Here is a 17156-nt window from a genome sequence, read left to right on the forward strand (position 1 = left end):
CGCCGTAGTTCACCTGCGTGAACATCTCCAGAACCATCGTCATGTCGGAAGGTGAAAGAAGCCCCGGCTCCAGATGGAAGACGGCCATGCGCCCCTCGAACAGGACGGGCCGGGCGATGCGCTCCACCATGTGATAGGCGGGCCGGCCCGCGTAATCATCAAACAGGACAGTAACGGGGCGCGTTATGCGGATGGCGCAGGTGACAAAGCATGCAGGGCGCAGCAATCCGTCGATCAGCACCACGTCAGGATGCACGAAGTCATCACGGTCCCAGACCGTCGTGGGATAGCGGTGGAACTTCGGCCATTGCCGCGGCGCCAGGGGGCGCCCCCAGTCGCCCACCGGCCCGACATCGACATGATGCAGAACCGGCCGTGAAACGGCGCCTTCGGTCGCAGCCTGCAGCCGGCCCACCCATTCGGGATCGGATTCGACACTGAAAACGCGCTTGCCCGGCATCGATGCCGCCAGCAGGGTCGACCCACCGCTACCATATTCAAGAATGGTATCAGCCTCGCCATAGGCGTTGTGCAGAAGCGTCGCCTCCTGCGGGGGAAGGGCCAAGTCCATCTTGTCGTGTCTGGCGGTCTGGGTCATCTTTCCTCCGCAATTCTGCGGCCATTGATAAGGAAGAGGCGCACGATTGCCAGAGGAAACTGCATTGCATCCCGCCGCCCCCCGCGCGATAAAAGCGCCCTTTGCAAAAGGGATGCTGCACCCGTGCCGCGCCGCGCCTCCGAAACCCTGGCCGATCTTGTTCGCGATGGCCTGATCCATGCGGAAACGCCCGATCTGCAAGCCGTGGCGGATGGCTTCCGCATCCGCATGACAGATGCGATGCGCGATGCGGATGATCCGGGCGTTGCGGCCCAGTTCGTGCCAACGGCGGCGGAACTGACTATCCGCCCCGAAGAGTTGCACGACCCGATCGGCGATGCCACCTTCAGCCCGACACCGGGACTGACCCACCGCTATCCCGACCGCGTGATCCTGCACGCCACCCAAACCTGCGAAGTTTACTGCCGCTTCTGCTTCCGGCGCGAGGCTGTGGGCGAGGACGGCTCCCTTTCTGCGGCCGAGCTGGACGGCATCATCGCCTATCTTGCCGCCCACCCCCACATCCACGAGGTGATCCTGACCGGCGGCGATCCCATGGTCCTGTCGGCGCGCAGGCTGGCGCATCTGATAGACAGGCTGACCGCCATTCCGCATATCGATGTCATACGGTTCCACACGCGCGTGCCGGCCGTGGCGCCGCACCGGATCGACGACCGCCTGCTGCAGGCGCTGCGGGGCCGCACCGTTTTCGTAGTTGTTCACACCAACCACCCCGCCGAACTGACTCCCGACGCCTGTGCCGCCCTTGCCCGCCTGTCGGATGCAGGGGTGCCGCTGCTGTCGCAAACCGTGCTGCTGCGCGGGGTGAACGATGATGCAGGAACGCTGGCCCGCCTGTTCCGCGGGCTGCTGCGAAACAGGGTGAAACCCTATTACCTGCATCATTGCGATCTTGCGCGGGGAACAAGCCACTTCCGCACCACGATCGCCGAGGGGCAGGCCATCATGTCAGCCCTGCGTGGCAACCTGTCGGGCATCGGGATGCCCAGCTATGTCCTCGACATTCCCGGAGGCCATGGAAAGGTGCCGCTGACGCGCGATCATGCGGAAGATCTGGGCGGGGGGCACTGGCGGATCACCGACTGGCGCGGAAATCTGCACGATTACGCCGATCCGGAACGGCAACCTCTTGACACAAAAAGGGAACACGGGCAGAACAAGAGTGGAACCTGAACGGGACGATAATAGGATGCTCACGCGCAAGCAGATGGAACTGCTGAACTTCATCAAGCAGCGGACGGATCAGGACGGCGTGCCGCCCTCGTTCGACGAGATGAAGGAGGCGCTGGACCTGCGGTCGAAATCCGGCATCCACCGCCTGATCACGGCGCTGGAGGAACGTGGCTTCATCCGCCGCCTTGCCCATCGCGCCCGCGCCATCGAGATCGTGAAACTGCCCGAGGCGATGGAACGGGGCTTCCAGCCCAAGGTGATCGAGGGTGATCGCCCCGCCCAGCCCGTTGGCGCCCTGCCCGTGACGCTGGACGCGCTGGAAGTGCCGGTGATGGGCAAGATCGCCGCCGGCATTCCGATCGAGGCGATCCAGAACATCACCCATCATGTTGCCGTTCCCGGCACCATGCTGTCCGGCCGGGGCGAACATTATGCGCTGACGGTCGAGGGCGATTCCATGATCGAAGCCGGGATCAATGACGGCGACACCGTCATCATCCGCGAACAGATCACGGCCGAAAACGGCGACATCGTCGTGGCCCTGATCGGCGGGAACGAGGCGACGCTGAAGCGCTTCCGCCGCAAGGGCCGCATGATCTCGCTTGAAGCGGCCAATCCGCGCTATGAAACGCGCGTGCTGCCCGAAGGCATGGTAAAGGTTCAGGGGCGGCTTGTCGGCCTGATCCGCAACTACTGATCTGCCCCGTCCCAGACCCTGCGGGTCGCGAGGGTCGGGCGGATCACCAGCCCCCCCTCCCCCACCGAAAGGGCCATGGCACCTGTTCGCGAAAGCTCCTGCTGGTCGATCACGCGGCAACCTTCGGGATGCGGTTCGGCCAGACGCGCAGCGATAACGACAACATCCGCGAGTTCGCAGGCACGGGCCAGATGATCCGGCGCGGCCTTGCCCTTCAGATGCGCCAGAACCAGCCCATCCAGATCACCTGACCGGATGCCGTCCACCTCGCGGAAGCCATCACGGGCGGCCGCGACAACCTGCGCGGCAAGATCGCCGTCCGACCGAAGCCACGAGCCTGCAACGAAGCTTCCGCCGCTGGGATAGGACAGGCTGCGCCCGTCATCGCCCATGATGCCGACCAGAATCCCATCAGCCGCCACCAGCGCGGCCGGACGTTCGGCGATCGACCATCCCGCCAGCGCCACCGCCATTGGCAGCACCCCCAGCAGGCGCACACGCTGCGGCCAGACAATAATCCACGCCATCCCCAGCACCAGCGCCGGCAGCACCCATGGCGGCGGCGCCGGAATGCCTGTCACGGCCCCTTCCCATCCTGCCACCCAATGTGCGACGGCAAGGATCCAGCGCGCACCCGCCTCCATCATCCACATGCCGGGCTGCGGCAGGCCGAACGGGGCCAGCAATGTGGCGACCACCGCACCCGGCATGATCAACAGTCCCATGGCGGGTACGGTCAGCAGGTTGGCCAGCAACCCGAAATCGGCAAAGCGGTTGAACTGCGCCGCGGCGATCGGCCCCGTCGCCAGCCCCCCGATGACCGATGAAAGCAGCGCGACATAGACCGGAACACTCCACCTTGGCAGGCGCTGGCGAAAGGCAAGCCGGTCCACCGCGCCAAAGCCCCAGATCAGCCCCACCGTGGCAGCCATCGACATCTGGAATCCCGCGTTGATCAGTGCCTCGGGCTGAAGGGCCAGCAGGATGATCCCGGAAAGGGCAGCGGTACGCATCGACAGGGCGCGCCGATCGGCCAGAACCGCGCCCAGCATGATGGCCGACATGATGAAGGCGCGCTCTGTTGCGATGTTGCCGCCCGAAAGCGCAAGGTAGAAGCCGGCCACGCAAACGGCGACGACTGCCGCTATCTTCTTGGTGTTTACCCGCAACGCTACGACTGGCACCAGCGCCAACCCGAAACGAAGAACGGCAAAAACGAAGGACACAAGGAAGGCAAGGTTCATTCCCGAAATCGCCAGCAGGTGCGACAGGTTGGAATCGCGCAGGGCGACGACCGTACCCTGGGTGATGCCGGAACGATCCCCCGTCACCGAACCCGACGCGAAGGCGCCTGCCTGCCCGTCGATATGGCTGCTGACGGCTGCCGAAAGCCGCTCCCTCAGCCGGTTCACAAGTTGCGTGGCAGGTTCGGGCGGCGCCAGCAGCAGAACGGGGGACTGGGTATAGCCGAGTGCGCCCAACTGCTGGAACCATGCCATGCGCCGGAAGTCGAAGCCCCCCGGCTGCGAGGGCGGCATCGGCGGCATGAGGTGCCCCGTCAGGATGACCCTCGCCCCCGCCTGCGGCGTGAAGAAGGACTGCTCGCCGTGAAGCGATACCCGCACCTTTTCCGGCGTGCGGTCCGGTGCGGTCCTTTCCAGCACCACCCGGTCCAGCGTCAGTCGCAAATGATCGCCGGCCGACCGGTCGACCTCCACCACCCGCCCCTCGATCGCACCGTAATAGCGAAATCCAAGAACGGGCGCCTCCTGCATCCATGCCCGCGCCCCGATCAGCAGGAATCCCGCCACCAGTGCAACCGCGCCCCATGCGGGAATACGAAGAAGGTAATGGCCCCGCAGCGCGATGCACAGAAACGCCCCGCCCATCAGGGCCGCCGCCAGATATGACAGCGCCCCGGTTCATCCGTCAAAGAAAACCACCAGCCGATGCCGATGCCCATCAGAACCGGCAGCAACGGGAACAAGCGTCCCCGCACATCGGCCAAAGCGATGAGGGGGGCGGAAACCTTGTCCTTCATGTCCTATTTGCCTAATCAGTCGGGGACAAACCTCGCACAGCATGGTTTCCGAAAGGTTAAATCTCCGATGTCCCAAATCGTCACCCGCTTCGCGCCCTCCCCCACGGGTTATCTTCACATCGGCGGGGGGCGCACCGCGCTTTTCAACTGGCTGTACGCCCGCGGGCGTGGCGGCAAGTTCCTGCTGCGGATCGAGGATACGGACCGCGAACGGTCCACCCCCGAGGCGACGGAAGCGATCCTGAAGGGCCTGACATGGCTGGGCCTTGACTGGGACGGCGATGTGGTCAGCCAGTTCGAGGGCAAGGACCGCCATGCAGAAGTGGCGCACCAGATGCTTGCGGGCGGCACGGCGTATAAATGCTTTTCCACGCAAGAGGAGGTCGAGGCATTCCGCGAGGCTGCACGGGCCGAGGGCCGCTCCACCCTGTTCCAGAGCCCGTGGCGCGATGCCGATCCCGCCACCCATCCCGATGCGCCTTTCGTGATACGGGTGAAGGCCCCGCGCGAAGGGGAGACGGTGATCACCGACGAGGTTCAGGGAACCGTCCGCTTCCGCAACGACCAGCTGGACGACATGGTGATCCTGCGGTCGGACGGCACGCCCACCTATATGCTGGCCGTGGTCGTGGACGATCACGACATGGGCGTTACCCACGTGATCCGCGGCGATGACCATCTGAACAACGCGGCACGCCAGCAGATGGTGTATGACGCGATGGGCTGGACGGTTCCCGTATGGGCGCACATCCCGCTGATCCACGGCGCCGACGGCAAGAAACTGTCGAAGCGCCACGGCGCCCTGGGCGTGGAGGAGTATCAGGTGATGGGCTATCCCGCCGCCGGGATGCGCAACTACCTTGCCCGCCTTGGATGGAGCCATGGGGATGACGAGATCTTCACGACCGAGCAGGCGAAGGAGTGGTTCGACCTGCCGGGCATCGGGCGTGCACCGGCCCGGCTCGACTTCAAGAAACTGGAACATACTTGTGGTCAGCATATCGCGATGATGGACGACGCGGCGCTGATCGCGGAACTGGAGGGCTTTCTTGCCGCCGCCGGTCAGCCCGCACTGGACGGGGTGCAGCGGGATCGCCTGCTGCGCGGGATGTATGCGCTGAAGGATCGGGCCAAGACCTTCCCGGACCTGCTGGAAAAAGGGCGCTTCGCCCTCGCCTCCCGCCCGGTCGAACGGGACGAGAAGGCGGAAGCTGCGCTTGATCCTGTATCCCGTAGCATACTGAAAGGTTTGACGGAGCGGCTGGCGGGTGCTAGCTGGACGAAGGAGGAATTGGAGCCGATCCTTACCGGCTTTGCGGAGGAACAGGGTCTGGGGTTCGGCAAGCTGGCCGCCCCGATCCGCGCCGCACTTGCGGGACGGACGGCGACGCCAAGCGTCTACGACATGATGCTGGTCATCGGTCGGGACGAAACGATCGCGCGACTTCGGGATGCTGCATAAGCGCCCGCGGCCCCGCAACGTGATTGGGGGGCCGATATCGTCCCCCCGCGACTGGAGAGGGATGACCCTATGACCAAAAACGCCTCACTGACCTTCGGTGACAAGACCGTAGAGCTTCCGGTCCGCAGCCCGACGGCAGGTCCGGACGTGCTCGATATCCGCAAGCTTTACAGCGAGCTGGACGTCTTCACCTACGACCCCGGCTTCACCTCCACCGCGTCCTGCGACAGCGCGATCACCTTCATCGACGGCGACAAGGGTGAACTGCTGCACCGCGGCTATCCGATCGAACAGCTGGCCGAAAAGTCCTGCTTCCTTGAACTGTGCTTCCTGCTGCTTTACGGCGATCTGCCCACGAAAGCGCAAATGGACGAGTTCCGCACCACAGTCACGCGCCACACGATGGTGCATGAACAGATGCACAACTTCTTCCGCGGGTTCCGCCGCGATGCGCACCCGATGGCCACGATGGTCGGCGTCGTGGGGGCGATGTCCGCCTTCTATCACGACAGCACCGACATCTCGGATCCGTGGCAGCGCGAGGTCGCCTCGTTCCGCCTGATCGCCAAGCTGCCGACGATCGCCGCGATGGCCTACAAGTATTCCATCGGCCAGCCGTTCGTTTATCCGCGCAACGATCTGGATTACGCGTCGAACTTCCTGCACATGTGCTTCTCTGTCCCGGCCGAGCAGTACGAGGTGAACCCGATCCTGGCAAAGGCCATGGATCGGATCATGATGCTGCATGCCGATCACGAGCAGAACGCATCCACCTCCACCGTGCGTCTGGCAGGTTCCTCGGGTGCGAACCCGTTCGCCTGTATCGCCGCAGGCATCGCCTGCCTGTGGGGGCCGGCTCATGGCGGCGCGAACCAGGCCTGCCTGGAGATGCTGCGCCAGATCGGCACCGTGGACCGCATTCCCGAATTCATCGCGCGGGCCAAGGACAAGAACGATCCGTTCCGCCTGATGGGCTTTGGCCACCGCGTCTACAAGAACTTCGACCCGCGTGCGAAGGTCATGAAGGAATCCGCCGACGAGGTGCTGGAGCTGATGGGGATCCACAACAACCCCACGCTGCAGGTCGCCAAGGAGCTGGAGCGCATCGCGCTGGAGGATGAGTACTTCATCTCCAAGAAGCTCTATCCGAACGTCGACTTCTATTCGGGCATCATTCTTGATGCGATGGGCTTCCCCACCTCGATGTTCACGCCGATCTTCGCGCTGTCGCGCACGGTGGGCTGGATCAGCCAGTGGAAAGAGATGATCTCGGATCCGGCGCTGAAGATCGGCCGTCCGCGTCAGCTTTACACCGGGCCGGAGCGTCGGGATTATCCCGACATGGAATCGCGCTAACGCAAAGGACCGGCCCTTGGGCCGGTCCTTTTCATTCCGGGGCTTCGTAAACACCCTGTTCCTTCAGGGCATCGACAACCTCTCTGGGCATATACGTCTCGTCGTGCTTGGCAAGGATCTCGGTGGCCACGAACATGTCGCCCTCCATTGTGCCGGTGCCCACCACGCCCTCCCCTTCGCCGAAAAGATCGGGCAAAACGCCCGTGTAACGCGCCGGAACGATCGCGCCGCCATCGGTCACGCTGAAGGACACGGTTTCGCCCTGCCCGCGCACGAGGCTGCCTTCCAGCACCAACCCGCCAAGGCGGAACACCTCGCCCTCGCGCGGCGGATCGGTCAGCACCTGACTGGGCGAGCGGAAGAAGTTGATGCCGGACTGCATCGACCAGCCCACCAGTGCCGTCGATCCGGCAAGGGCAACAAAAGCCAGCGCGATGATCTGGATGCGCCGGCGCTTCTTCAGACCCTTCATGCGTTTCCCGCCTAGACTTTCCTGCTTATGGGAAAACGGGGGCCAGCATCAGACCGGCGGTTTCCTCGATCCCCAACATCAGGTTCGCGTTCTGCATCGCCTGGCCGCTGGAGCCCTTGCACAGGTTGTCCAGCGTGGCAACCACCAGCGCCCGCCCCGGTATGCGATCACCGACCACACCGATATGCACATGGTTCGATCCGCGCACATCATGGCTGGAGGGAAGCGTGCCGAAAGGCAGAACGTGGATAAAGGGTTCATCTCCGTAACGGTTTGCCAGCGCCTTGTAGATCGCCTGCGGTTCCCCCCGAACGTAAACATCCGCAAGGATTCCGCGGTTCATGGGCACAAGATGCGGCGTGAACTGGATCAGCACGGGACGCCCGGCAAGCCGGGAGAATTCTTGGTCGAACTCCCCCAGATGGCGGTGCTTGCCGCCAGCGGAATAGGCGTTGGTGCCTTCGGACAATTCCGCATGCAGCAGGTTTTCCTTCAGGCTGCGCCCCGCGCCCGACACACCTGCCTTCAGGTCCATCACGATCTCGTCCAGATCGATCACGCCAGCCTCGATCAGCGGGCGGACGGCATATTGGCCGGTGGCGGCGTTGCAGCCCGTGCCCGCAACCAGACGCGCATTGCGGATCTCGTCACGATAGAACTCGGTCAGGCCGTAAACGGCCTCTGCCTGCATTTCCACCGCGGCATGGGGCTTGCCATACCACTTTTCATATTCGGCCGGATCGCGAAGGCGGAAATCGGCGGAAAGATCCACGATCTTCAGATCGCGCGGCAGCTGGCTGATCACGGCCTGCGAGGTGGCATGCGGCAATGCGCAGAAGGCCAGATCAACGTTCGAAAAGTCGATCTCCTCGATCTTCTGCAGCACGGGCAGGTCCAGGTGGCGCAGGAAGGGGAACACCTCGGCCATGGCCATGCCGGCCTTGCGGTCCCCCGAAAGGGCCACGATCCGCATCGACGGATGGGTGGAGATCAGGCGGACCAGCTCCGCCCCCGTATATCCCGAGGCGCCGAGAATGGCGATGCGATGGGTCATGGTCGTCCTTTCTGTCACGCGGGTCGATCAGGCGGCTTCGAACCGCACGCCACGGCGCAGGAATTGTGTGGCGTGGGACGAAACGCTGTCAGGTTTCCCCGTGGTCAGATAACGGCTTTCGGTTCCCGCGCCAAGAAATTCAGGGCGACGCTTCAGGTAATCGTCAAGCGCGGCGGCCACGAGGTTGGGCTGCGAAAAGACGGCCACATCGGGCCCAAGCGCTTTCTGGAAAACCGCCTCCATCAATGGATAATGAGTGCAGCCCAGAACGGCGGCATCGGGCTTCGGCATCCGGCGCAGCAGCGCCTCCACATGGGATTTCACCAGCGCTTCGGCCAGAATCTCGTCTCCCGCCTCGATCGCGTCGACCACGCCGCCGCAAGGCTGCGCCTCCACATCCACGCCGATGGCCCGGAAGGCCAGTTCACGCTGGAACGCGCGGCTTGCAACGGTGGCAGGGGTGGCGAACAGGGCGACATGCTTCGCCCCAACCTCGCGCGGGGGGCTGTTGTCGCCCCACTGGCGTTCTGTCAGCGCCTCGATCAGCGGAACGAACACGCCCAGCACGCGCTTTTCCGGCGGAACCCATGTTTCCTGCATCCGCTTCAGCGCGGCAGCCGATGCGGTGTTGCAGGCAAGGATCACAAGGTCGCACCCTTCGGCCCAAAGCCGTTCAACCGCGCGCGTCGTCAGGTTATAGATGTCATCGGCATCACGGACACCGTAAGGCGCGTGGGCATTGTCGCCCAGATAAACAAAGGGCACATCAGGCATGCGCCTTTGCAGCGCATCCAGCACCGTCAGCCCGCCAAGACCCGAATCGAAGACGCCAACGGCCATCGCACCCTCCCCCTGCATCCGCATTTCCACCTGCCTATGCGAGATTACGAGCGGTTTCCAGCCATGTTCCATTTGCAACTCTGCCATGCAGGGACTAGATGGGGTGGAAGGGCAAGGAAAGCCGGGATGGACTGGGACAAACTTCGCATTTTTCACGCGGTTGCCGATGCAGGCAGCCTGACCCATGCGGGCGACACGCTGCACCTTTCCCAATCAGCCGTCAGCCGGCAGATCCGCGCGCTGGAAGAGAGTCTGAACGTTACGCTGTTCCACCGCCATGCGCGCGGCCTGATCCTGACCGAGCAGGGTGAGCTTCTGTTCGATGCGACCAGCGCGATGGCCAAGCGTCTTGATGCCGCCGCCGCCCGTATCCGAGACAGCGAGGACGAGGTGTTCGGCGAATTGCGCGTGACCACCACGATCGGCCTTGGCACCATGTGGCTGGCCCCGCGCCTGACCACGCTTTACAGCAAGTACCCGGCACTGAAGATCGACCTGATGCTGGAAGAACGCGTTCTGGACCTGCCGATGCGCGAGGCCGACGTGGCCATCCGCATGAAGGAACCCAGCCAGGCCGACCTGATCCGCAAGCGCCTGATGACGATCCGGATGCAGCTTTACGCGTCCCCCGACTATCTGGCAAAGCACGGCACACCCCAGACGATGGACGATTTCGGCAAGCACCGCCTTATCTGCCAGCATGCCAGCACCCCGCAGGTCAGCGCAGGTGCCGCGCTGGTGGCCGAGTTGATGAGCCATGACATCCCCTCCACCCTGACGGTGAACAACTATTTCGGGGTGATGCAGGGCGTGTTGAACCATCTGGGGATCGGCGTGCTGCCCGACTACTTGGCCGACGAGTTTCCGCATCTGGTGCGGGTTTTGCCAGAGGTGTCGTCGAACGACGTTCCGGTCTTCCTCGCCTATCCCGAGGAACTGCGCCATTCCAAGCGGGTGGCCGCCTTCCGCGACTTCGTGAGCGAGGAAGTCGTCGCCTATCGCAAGAAGTCCCAAGCAGGTTGATATGCGAAAAGCGCATGGCGGCCATGCGCTTACAAGTTTTACTTCTGCTTGCGAAATAGGCATCCCGGCCTTAAATCAGCTTGTGAAGGTGGCGGTTTATGATCGCTGGCTTCATACCTCCCTGTTGGACTTGGGCCGGGCTTATGCCCGGCTTTTTTTTCGTGCCTTCCCCTGATCGGTCTTTGGCCTTATGACGCGGGTCAAATCTCCCTGCGTCCGAGGAAGCCATGTCCGAGCCCGCCATCACGCCCGATCTGATTGCCGCCCACGGCCTGAAGCCGGACGAATACGACCGTATTCTTGGCATCATCGGGCGGGAGCCGACCTTCACCGAGCTTGGCATCTTCAGCGCGATGTGGAACGAGCACTGTTCCTACAAGTCGTCGAAGAAGTGGCTGCGCACACTGCCCACCACCGGCCCGCAGGTCATCTGCGGCCCCGGCGAGAATGCGGGCGTGGTCGATATTGGCGACGGGCAAGCCGTCATCTTCAAGATGGAGAGCCATAACCACCCGTCCTATATTGAGCCACACCAGGGCGCGGCCACCGGCGTGGGCGGCATCCTGCGCGACGTGTTCACCATGGGTGCGCGGCCCATCGCGGCAATGAACGCGCTGTCCTTCGGCGTGCCGTCGCACCCAAAGACCAGCCATCTGGTAAAGGGCGTGGTGGAAGGCGTCGGCAGCTATGGCAACGCGTTCGGCGTGCCCACCGTGGGCGGCGAGGTTCGCTTCCACAAAGCCTACAACGGCAACTGCCTTGTGAACGCTTTCGCCGCCGGCCTGGCCGATGCGGATGCGATCTTCTATTCCGCCGCTTCGGGCGTTGGCATGCCGGTTGTGTATCTGGGCGCCAAGACGGGCCGTGACGGCGTGGGCGGCGCAACCATGGCCAGCGCCGAATTCGACGAAACCATCGAGGAGAAGCGCCCGACCGTGCAGGTCGGCGACCCCTTCACCGAAAAGCGCCTGCTGGAAGCCTGCCTTGAGCTGATGGCCTCGGGTGCCGTCATCTCCATTCAGGACATGGGGGCCGCAGGCCTGACCTGTTCGGCGGTGGAAATGGGCGACAAGGGCGGTCTTGGCATCAAGCTGAACCTGAACAACGTCCCGCAGCGCGAATCGAACATGACCGCGTACGAGATGATGCTGTCGGAAAGCCAGGAGCGGATGCTCATGGTGCTGAAGCCCGAGAAAGAGGCCGAGGCCCGCGCCATCTTCGTGAAATGGGATCTGGATTTCGCCATCGTGGGCGAAACCATTCCCGAAGATCGTTTCCTGATCCTTCACAACGATCAGGTGATGGCGGATCTGCCGCTGTCGAAACTGTCCTCCTCGGCCCCCGAATATGACCGCCCGTGGGTGCCGACGCCCGCCGCCGCGCCGATGGCCGACATTCCCGCCATCGACCCGATCGAGGGGTTGCGCGCGCTGATCGGTTCGCCGTCCTATGCGCACAAGGCGTGGGTGTATGAACAGTATGACAGCATGGTCATGGCCGACACCATTCGCGCGCCCGGCCTGGGCGCGGGCGTGGTGCGCGTGCATGGCAGCAGCAAGGCGCTGGCCTTCACCAGCGACGTGACGCCGCGTTACGTGAAGGCGAACCCCGTGCAGGGCGGCCGTCAGGCCGTTGCCGAAGCCTATCGCAACCTGACCGCGGTTGGCGCGAAGCCGCTGGCCACGACCGACAACATGAACTTCGGCAACCCCGAGAAGCCCGAGATCATGGGCCAGTTCGTCGGCGCGATCCAAGGCATCGGCGAGGCCTGCGTGGCGCTGGACATGCCCATCGTGTCGGGCAACGTGTCGCTTTACAACGAAACCGATGGTCAGGGCATCCTGCCGACGCCGACCATCGGCGCCGTCGGTATCCTGATGCTGGACGAGATGATCTCGGGGCAACCCTCGGCCGGCGATCTGGCGGTCGTGATCGGCAGCACGCAAGGCCATCTGGGTCAGTCCGCGCTTCTGGCCGAACTGCTGGACCGCGAGGACGGCGATGCCCCGCATGTCGATCTTGAAGCCGAACGTCGCAACGGCGACTTCCTGCGCGCCAACCGCGCCCGCGTGAAGGCTGCAACCGATCTGGCCGATGGTGGCCTTGCCCTTGCCGCGTTCGAAATGGCCGAGGGGGCGGGCATCGGCGCGGCGCTGACCGCTGCCGATACCGGCACGCTCTTCGGCGAGGATCAGGCCCGGTACCTGCTGGCCATTGCACCATCGGAACTGGCGGCGCTTCAGGCCGCAGCGCAGGCTGCGGGCGTTGAGCTTGAACAGGTTGGCACCTTTGGCGGCACCACCATCCGCCTTGGGGGCGCACAGGCCCCGCTGGCCGAACTTTCGTCGCTTTACCGATCGGCTTTCGCCGCGGCGGTGGCCTGATCCCCTGCCCCGCCACCTTGCACGAGGCGTGGGGCGGGGCTACATCTGAACGGACAGCCAAAGGACATACCCATGCCCATGGAAGCCCATGATATCGAAGCCCTGATCCGGGAAGGTTTCCCGAACGCGAAGATCACGATCACCGACCTTGCCGGCGACGGCAACCACTGGGCGGCAGAGGTGATCGACGAAAGCTTCCGGGGCATGAACCGCGTGCAGCAGCAACGCGCCGTCTATGCCAGCCTGAAGGGCAAGATGGACGGAGCCAATGGCGAATTGCACGCGCTGGCCCTGACCACCAAGGCGCCAGCTTGACAGAAACGGGCCTGAAAGGAACCGACATGACCGACACGACGAGCGCGCAGGACCAGATCCGCGAAACGATCGAAATCAACGACGTGGTGCTGTTCATGAAGGGAACGGCGCAGATGCCGCAATGCGGCTTCTCCAGCCGCGTTGCAGGGGTGCTGAACTACATGGGCGTTGCCTTCAAGGACGTGAACGTTCTGGCGACGCCGGAACTGCGCCAGGGCATCAAGGATTTCTCCGACTGGCCGACGATCCCGCAGCTTTACGTGAAGGGCGAATTTGTTGGCGGTTGCGACATCATCACCGAGATGACGCTGTCTGGTGAACTGGACACCCTGTTTACCGATAACGGCATCGCGTTCGATCAGGACGCGGCCAACAAGATCCGCGAAGCCAACGCGGAATAAGACAAAGCCCCGGCATTGCCGGGGCTTTTCAGTTCCGGGCGCAGGTCAGAAGAACCACTTCCCTGTCCGCCTCGCCGTCGCGCCAATAAAGCGTCGCCTTGGGCCCCTTCGTCCACCAGACATAGTGCGACCCGCCGGAGGGCCAGCCATAGCGCACGCCCGAGGCGGCCTGCTCCGCCTCCAGCGTGATCTGGCTGCCTTCAACATTCAGCACCGCAACCGACAGATCATCGGCCGTCACGTAGGTTGCCGGAACCTGCACCCCGCGGTCACAGGTATAGGCCATGGTGCGATGCTCCGTTCCGGCCTGCGCCAGGGCGGGCAGAAACAGAACAAGCGCCAGCATACCCCTCACGAAGCTGCCTTCTCCTCGACGGCGCCGGCCACGGCTTCGGCCCGCGCGGCAAGCTCTGCCATCGTTTCAAGGATGATCGGCGGGATGACCGGCACCTCCACCCGCTCGGGCTCGGGTGCGGGGCGGGTCTGGAACTCGTGCAGTGTCGCGCGGGCGGTGGCAAGTTCCTGCTCTACCGCGATTGTCTTGTCGGCCAGCATCAGGCCCGCCATCAGCAGCATCCGGTCCGCGGGCATCCGGCCGATCTGCGACAGCACAATGTCTGCCTGTTCGGAAAGCTGCTTGGCGGCGGCGCGCAGGAACTGTTCCTGCCCGTCCTGGCAGGCGACGGTGAACGTCTTGTTGCCGATGGTAATGTCCAGATCAGCCATTCCGCGTCTCCTCTTCTGCCGTGGCGACATGCCGCGACAGCGCCGAAAGAATCGAGTCAAGCTCGGCCCGGTCAGTGGCGCGCAGGGCGCGAAGGCTTTCCACCTCTGCCGGCCCTGTGTCGCCGCGCATGCTGGAAAGCTGTTCGTGCAACTCTCCTGCGGCGGCGCGCAGGGCTTCCAGCTGCTCGGTCAGGCTTGCGACCTCTGCTTCCAGTGCCGCGATCCGCGCGCCGGACTTTTCCTTCACGGCCCGCAAACGCTCGGTCAGCTGGGCGTTGACCAGCCGCTCCTCTTCCACGGCGCGGGATTCGACTGCGCCGCCCTGCAGCCCTTCGGCCGCCGTACCGATCCGTTCCAGCGCACGGGTGATCCGCCGCTCAAGCTCCACCAGATCCTGCATCCAGCCTCCTTGGTTTCGCGCGAATCGCGATCCGCGCCGCATTTCGCCGATCTTAGCGGGTTTGCCTGCGGGATTTAGCCCCCCAATCCCTTGCCGCGCTTGATCTTGCCGCCCCTCCTGCTATGGACAACGGACCCCACCGACACAAGAGGAGCGCGCGCTTTGGATCTTCCCACCCTGCGCCGAGAGCACCCCGACCACTGGTCCAAGGCCGTGGCCATCCGCACCCTGACGCTGGATGCCGTGGCCGCCGCGAATTCGGGCCATTCCGGCATGCCGATGGGCATGGCCGATGTGGCCACTGTCCTGTTCGAAAAGCACATGAAGTTCGATGCCGCCGATCCGCAATGGCCGGACCGCGACCGCTTCATCCTTTCGGCGGGCCACGGCTCCATGCTGCTGTACTCGCTGCTGCACCTGACCGGCTATGCCGACATGACGCTGGATCAGATCAAGAACTTCCGTCAGTGGGGCGCGATCACCGCGGGCCATCCCGAATACGGGCATGCCGGCGGCATTGAAACCACGACCGGCCCGCTGGGTCAGGGCATCGCCACCTCGGTCGGGTTCGCCATCGCGGAAGAATCGCTGCGCGCCCGCTGGGGCAAGAAGATCGTCGATCACTTCACCTATGTGATCGCCGGCGACGGCTGCCTGATGGAGGGCGTTAGCCAAGAAGCCATCGGCCTTGCCGGCCGGCTGAAGCTTTCCCGCCTGATCGTGCTGTGGGACAACAACGGCATCACCATTGACGGCAAGGTGGAGCTTTCGGACCTGACCGATCAGAAGGCGCGCTTCGCGGCTTCGGGCTGGGACGTGTTCGAATGCGACGGCCATGACCCGGCGGATATCGACCGCGCGATCACCGAAGCCAAGGCATCCCCCCGCCCCGCGATGGTGGCCTGCACGACCAACATCGCGCTGGGTTCCTCGGCGCAGGACACCTCCACCGGGCACGGCGCCCTGACGGACGCGAAGCTGATCGCCGACACGCGCGAAGCCTATGGCTGGGCGCATGGCCCGTTCGAGATTCCGGCAGATGTCAAATCGGCCTGGGAAGCTATCGGCCGCAAAGGCGCGTCGGAACATGCCGAGTGGAAGATCCGCCTCGCCACGCTGTCCGAAGCCAAGCAGACCGAGTTTGCGCGCCAGTTCGCCGGTGACATGCCCAAGCGCCTGCCCGCCGCGATCCGTGCGCTGAAAAAGCAGATCACGGAAAAGGCCCCGAAGCTGGCAACGCGTCAGGCCTCGGAAATGGCGCTGGAGGTGATCAATCCGATCGTCACGGAAACGATCGGCGGTTCGGCCGACCTGACCAAGTCGAACAACACCAAGACAGCCGACATGGGCGTGTTCGATCTGGAAACCCGCAAGGGCCGCTATGTCTATTACGGGATCCGTGAACACGGCATGGCTGCGGCGATCAACGGCATCACGCTGCATGGCGGGCTGCGCGCCTATGGCGGCACGTTCATGGCCTTCACCGACTATGCCCGCCCCGCGATGCGCCTTGCCGCGCTGATGGGCGTGCCGAGCGTGTTCGTCATGACGCACGATTCGATCGGTCTGGGCGAAGACGGCCCCACCCACCAGCCGGTGGAGCATCTGGCCATCAGCCGCGCCACGCCCAACACCTGGGTGTTCCGTCCCGCAGACGCCGTGGAAGCGGCAGAGGCATGGGAACTGGCGCTGACGACGAAATCGACCCCCTCGGTCATGGCGCTGTCGCGGCAGGGCGTGCCGACCGTGCGCACCACGCACAGCCAGAAGAACATGACGGCCCACGGTGCCTATGTTCTGGCTGAATCTACACGCAAGCGTCAGGTCATCCTGATGGCCACGGGGACCGAAGTCGCAATCGCGCTGCAAGCCCGCGAGATGCTGGAAGCCCAAGGCATCGGCACGCGCGTCGTTTCCGTGCCCTGCATGGAGATCTTTGCACAGCAGGACGAAGCCTATCGTCGCAAGATCCTGCCCCCCGGCCCTGTTCGCGTTGCGATCGAGGCAGGCGTGCGCATGCCGTGGGAGCGTTGGCTTCTGGGCGAGCGTGGGACCGAGAAGAAGGCCGGTTTCATCGGCATGACCGGCTTTGGCGCCTCGGCCCCTGCTGATCGTCTTTACAAGGAATTCGGCATCACTGCCGAAGCCACGGTCGAGAAGGTAAAATCGCTTCTGTAAAGCTTGGAGGCCGCC

General features: G+C 64.0%; 18 protein-coding genes (1 of these 18 running past the window's edge). 9 read left to right on the top strand and 9 right to left on the bottom strand.

Annotation, left to right across the window (positions count from 1 at the left end):
- Positions 1 to 598, bottom strand: the 5' portion of a protein-coding gene (locus JX25_RS07010) for a hypothetical protein (protein ID WP_128254325.1). It extends 14 nt beyond the left edge of the window; 598 of the gene's 612 nt are visible here — the first part of the coding sequence; the start codon lies at positions 596 to 598; its stop codon lies off the left edge, out of view.
- A gap of 123 nt (positions 599 to 721) precedes the next feature.
- On the opposite strand from JX25_RS07010, the gene JX25_RS07015 reads away from it, so the two are divergent.
- The gene (locus JX25_RS07015; RefSeq protein ID WP_128254326.1) at positions 722 to 1792 is read left to right on the top strand and encodes a lysine-2,3-aminomutase-like protein; all 1071 of its coding nucleotides are present in this window, start codon (positions 722 to 724) and stop codon (positions 1790 to 1792) included.
- Positions 1793 to 1808: 16 nt separating this feature from the next.
- Positions 1809 to 2489, top strand: a complete 681-nt coding sequence (gene lexA, locus JX25_RS07020; RefSeq protein WP_128254327.1) for a transcriptional repressor LexA — start codon at positions 1809 to 1811, stop codon at positions 2487 to 2489.
- On the opposite strand, the gene JX25_RS07025 is transcribed toward lexA, so the two are convergent.
- Together JX25_RS07025 and JX25_RS15095 are read right to left on the bottom strand one after the other, a co-directional pair.
- Positions 2483 to 4378 (bottom strand): ComEC/Rec2 family competence protein, encoded by a 1896-nt coding sequence (locus JX25_RS07025; RefSeq protein ID WP_241557872.1) that lies wholly within the window; start codon positions 4376 to 4378, stop codon positions 2483 to 2485. The genes lexA and JX25_RS07025 overlap by 7 nt on opposite strands.
- A complete protein-coding gene (locus JX25_RS15095; RefSeq protein WP_241557873.1) occupies positions 4378 to 4530 on the bottom strand; it encodes a hypothetical protein in 153 nt (50 codons plus the stop codon). Before JX25_RS15095 ends, JX25_RS07025 begins: the two co-directional genes overlap by 1 nt.
- Before the next feature lie 67 nt (positions 4531 to 4597).
- Between JX25_RS15095 and gltX the strand changes: the two genes are divergently transcribed.
- Together gltX and gltA are read left to right on the top strand one after the other, a co-directional pair.
- The gene (gene gltX / locus JX25_RS07030) at positions 4598 to 5992 is read left to right on the top strand and encodes a glutamate--tRNA ligase (protein WP_128254328.1); all 1395 of its coding nucleotides are present in this window, start codon (positions 4598 to 4600) and stop codon (positions 5990 to 5992) included.
- A 69-nt stretch (positions 5993 to 6061) separates the two neighbouring features.
- A complete protein-coding gene (gene gltA, locus JX25_RS07035) occupies positions 6062 to 7348 on the top strand; it encodes a citrate synthase (RefSeq protein ID WP_128254329.1) in 1287 nt (428 codons plus the stop codon).
- A gap of 31 nt (positions 7349 to 7379) precedes the next feature.
- Here gltA and ccmE read toward each other — a convergent pair whose 3' ends face one another.
- The 3 genes from ccmE to JX25_RS07050 are packed head-to-tail and all read right to left on the bottom strand — an operon-like array spanning position 7380 to position 9714.
- The gene (ccmE, locus tag JX25_RS07040) at positions 7380 to 7820 is read right to left on the bottom strand and encodes a cytochrome c maturation protein CcmE (protein WP_128254330.1); all 441 of its coding nucleotides are present in this window, start codon (positions 7818 to 7820) and stop codon (positions 7380 to 7382) included.
- A 25-nt stretch (positions 7821 to 7845) separates the two neighbouring features.
- The gene (argC, locus tag JX25_RS07045) at positions 7846 to 8874 is read right to left on the bottom strand and encodes an N-acetyl-gamma-glutamyl-phosphate reductase (RefSeq protein ID WP_128254331.1); all 1029 of its coding nucleotides are present in this window, start codon (positions 8872 to 8874) and stop codon (positions 7846 to 7848) included.
- A 27-nt stretch (positions 8875 to 8901) separates the two neighbouring features.
- The gene (locus tag JX25_RS07050) at positions 8902 to 9714 is read right to left on the bottom strand and encodes a glutamate racemase (RefSeq protein ID WP_128254332.1); all 813 of its coding nucleotides are present in this window, start codon (positions 9712 to 9714) and stop codon (positions 8902 to 8904) included.
- A 126-nt stretch (positions 9715 to 9840) separates the two neighbouring features.
- On the opposite strand from JX25_RS07050, the gene JX25_RS07055 reads away from it, so the two are divergent.
- The 4 genes from JX25_RS07055 to grxD all read left to right on the top strand — a co-directional run bounded on the left by JX25_RS07055 (position 9841) and on the right by grxD (position 13837).
- Positions 9841 to 10737 (top strand): LysR family transcriptional regulator, encoded by an 897-nt coding sequence (locus JX25_RS07055; RefSeq protein WP_128254333.1) that lies wholly within the window; start codon positions 9841 to 9843, stop codon positions 10735 to 10737.
- 227 nt (positions 10738 to 10964) lie between these two features.
- On the top strand, positions 10965 to 13121 hold the full coding sequence (gene purL, locus JX25_RS07060) for a phosphoribosylformylglycinamidine synthase subunit PurL (RefSeq protein WP_128254334.1): 2157 nt from the start codon (positions 10965 to 10967) through the stop codon (positions 13119 to 13121).
- Positions 13122 to 13193: 72 nt separating this feature from the next.
- Complete coding sequence (locus JX25_RS07065) at positions 13194 to 13436, top strand: BolA/IbaG family iron-sulfur metabolism protein (protein WP_128254335.1); 243 nt, start codon at positions 13194 to 13196, stop codon at positions 13434 to 13436.
- Between the two features lie 26 nt (positions 13437 to 13462).
- Positions 13463 to 13837 carry a Grx4 family monothiol glutaredoxin gene (gene grxD, locus JX25_RS07070; RefSeq protein ID WP_128254336.1) on the top strand — a complete coding sequence of 125 codons (375 nt, stop codon included), beginning with the start codon at positions 13463 to 13465 and terminating at the stop codon, positions 13835 to 13837.
- Between the two features lie 28 nt (positions 13838 to 13865).
- Here grxD and JX25_RS07075 read toward each other — a convergent pair whose 3' ends face one another.
- Genes JX25_RS07075 through JX25_RS07085 form a run of 3 tightly spaced genes read right to left on the bottom strand, consistent with a single transcriptional unit; the run spans position 13866 to position 14963 of the window.
- Positions 13866 to 14183 carry an MliC family protein gene (locus JX25_RS07075; protein ID WP_241557938.1) on the bottom strand — a complete coding sequence of 106 codons (318 nt, stop codon included), beginning with the start codon at positions 14181 to 14183 and terminating at the stop codon, positions 13866 to 13868.
- Positions 14184 to 14188: 5 nt separating this feature from the next.
- Positions 14189 to 14563 carry a cell division protein ZapA gene (locus tag JX25_RS07080; RefSeq protein ID WP_128254338.1) on the bottom strand — a complete coding sequence of 125 codons (375 nt, stop codon included), beginning with the start codon at positions 14561 to 14563 and terminating at the stop codon, positions 14189 to 14191.
- On the bottom strand, positions 14556 to 14963 hold the full coding sequence (locus JX25_RS07085; protein WP_128254339.1) for a hypothetical protein: 408 nt from the start codon (positions 14961 to 14963) through the stop codon (positions 14556 to 14558). Before JX25_RS07085 ends, JX25_RS07080 begins: the two co-directional genes overlap by 8 nt.
- 162 nt (positions 14964 to 15125) lie before the next feature.
- Between JX25_RS07085 and tkt the strand changes: the two genes are divergently transcribed.
- Positions 15126 to 17141, top strand: a complete 2016-nt coding sequence (gene tkt / locus JX25_RS07090) for a transketolase (RefSeq protein WP_128254340.1) — start codon at positions 15126 to 15128, stop codon at positions 17139 to 17141.
- Positions 17142 to 17156 lie beyond the last annotated feature (15 nt).

The sequence above is a fragment of the Falsirhodobacter deserti genome, from assembly GCF_004015795.1.
Taxonomy (GTDB): domain Bacteria; phylum Pseudomonadota; class Alphaproteobacteria; order Rhodobacterales; family Rhodobacteraceae; genus Falsirhodobacter; species Falsirhodobacter deserti.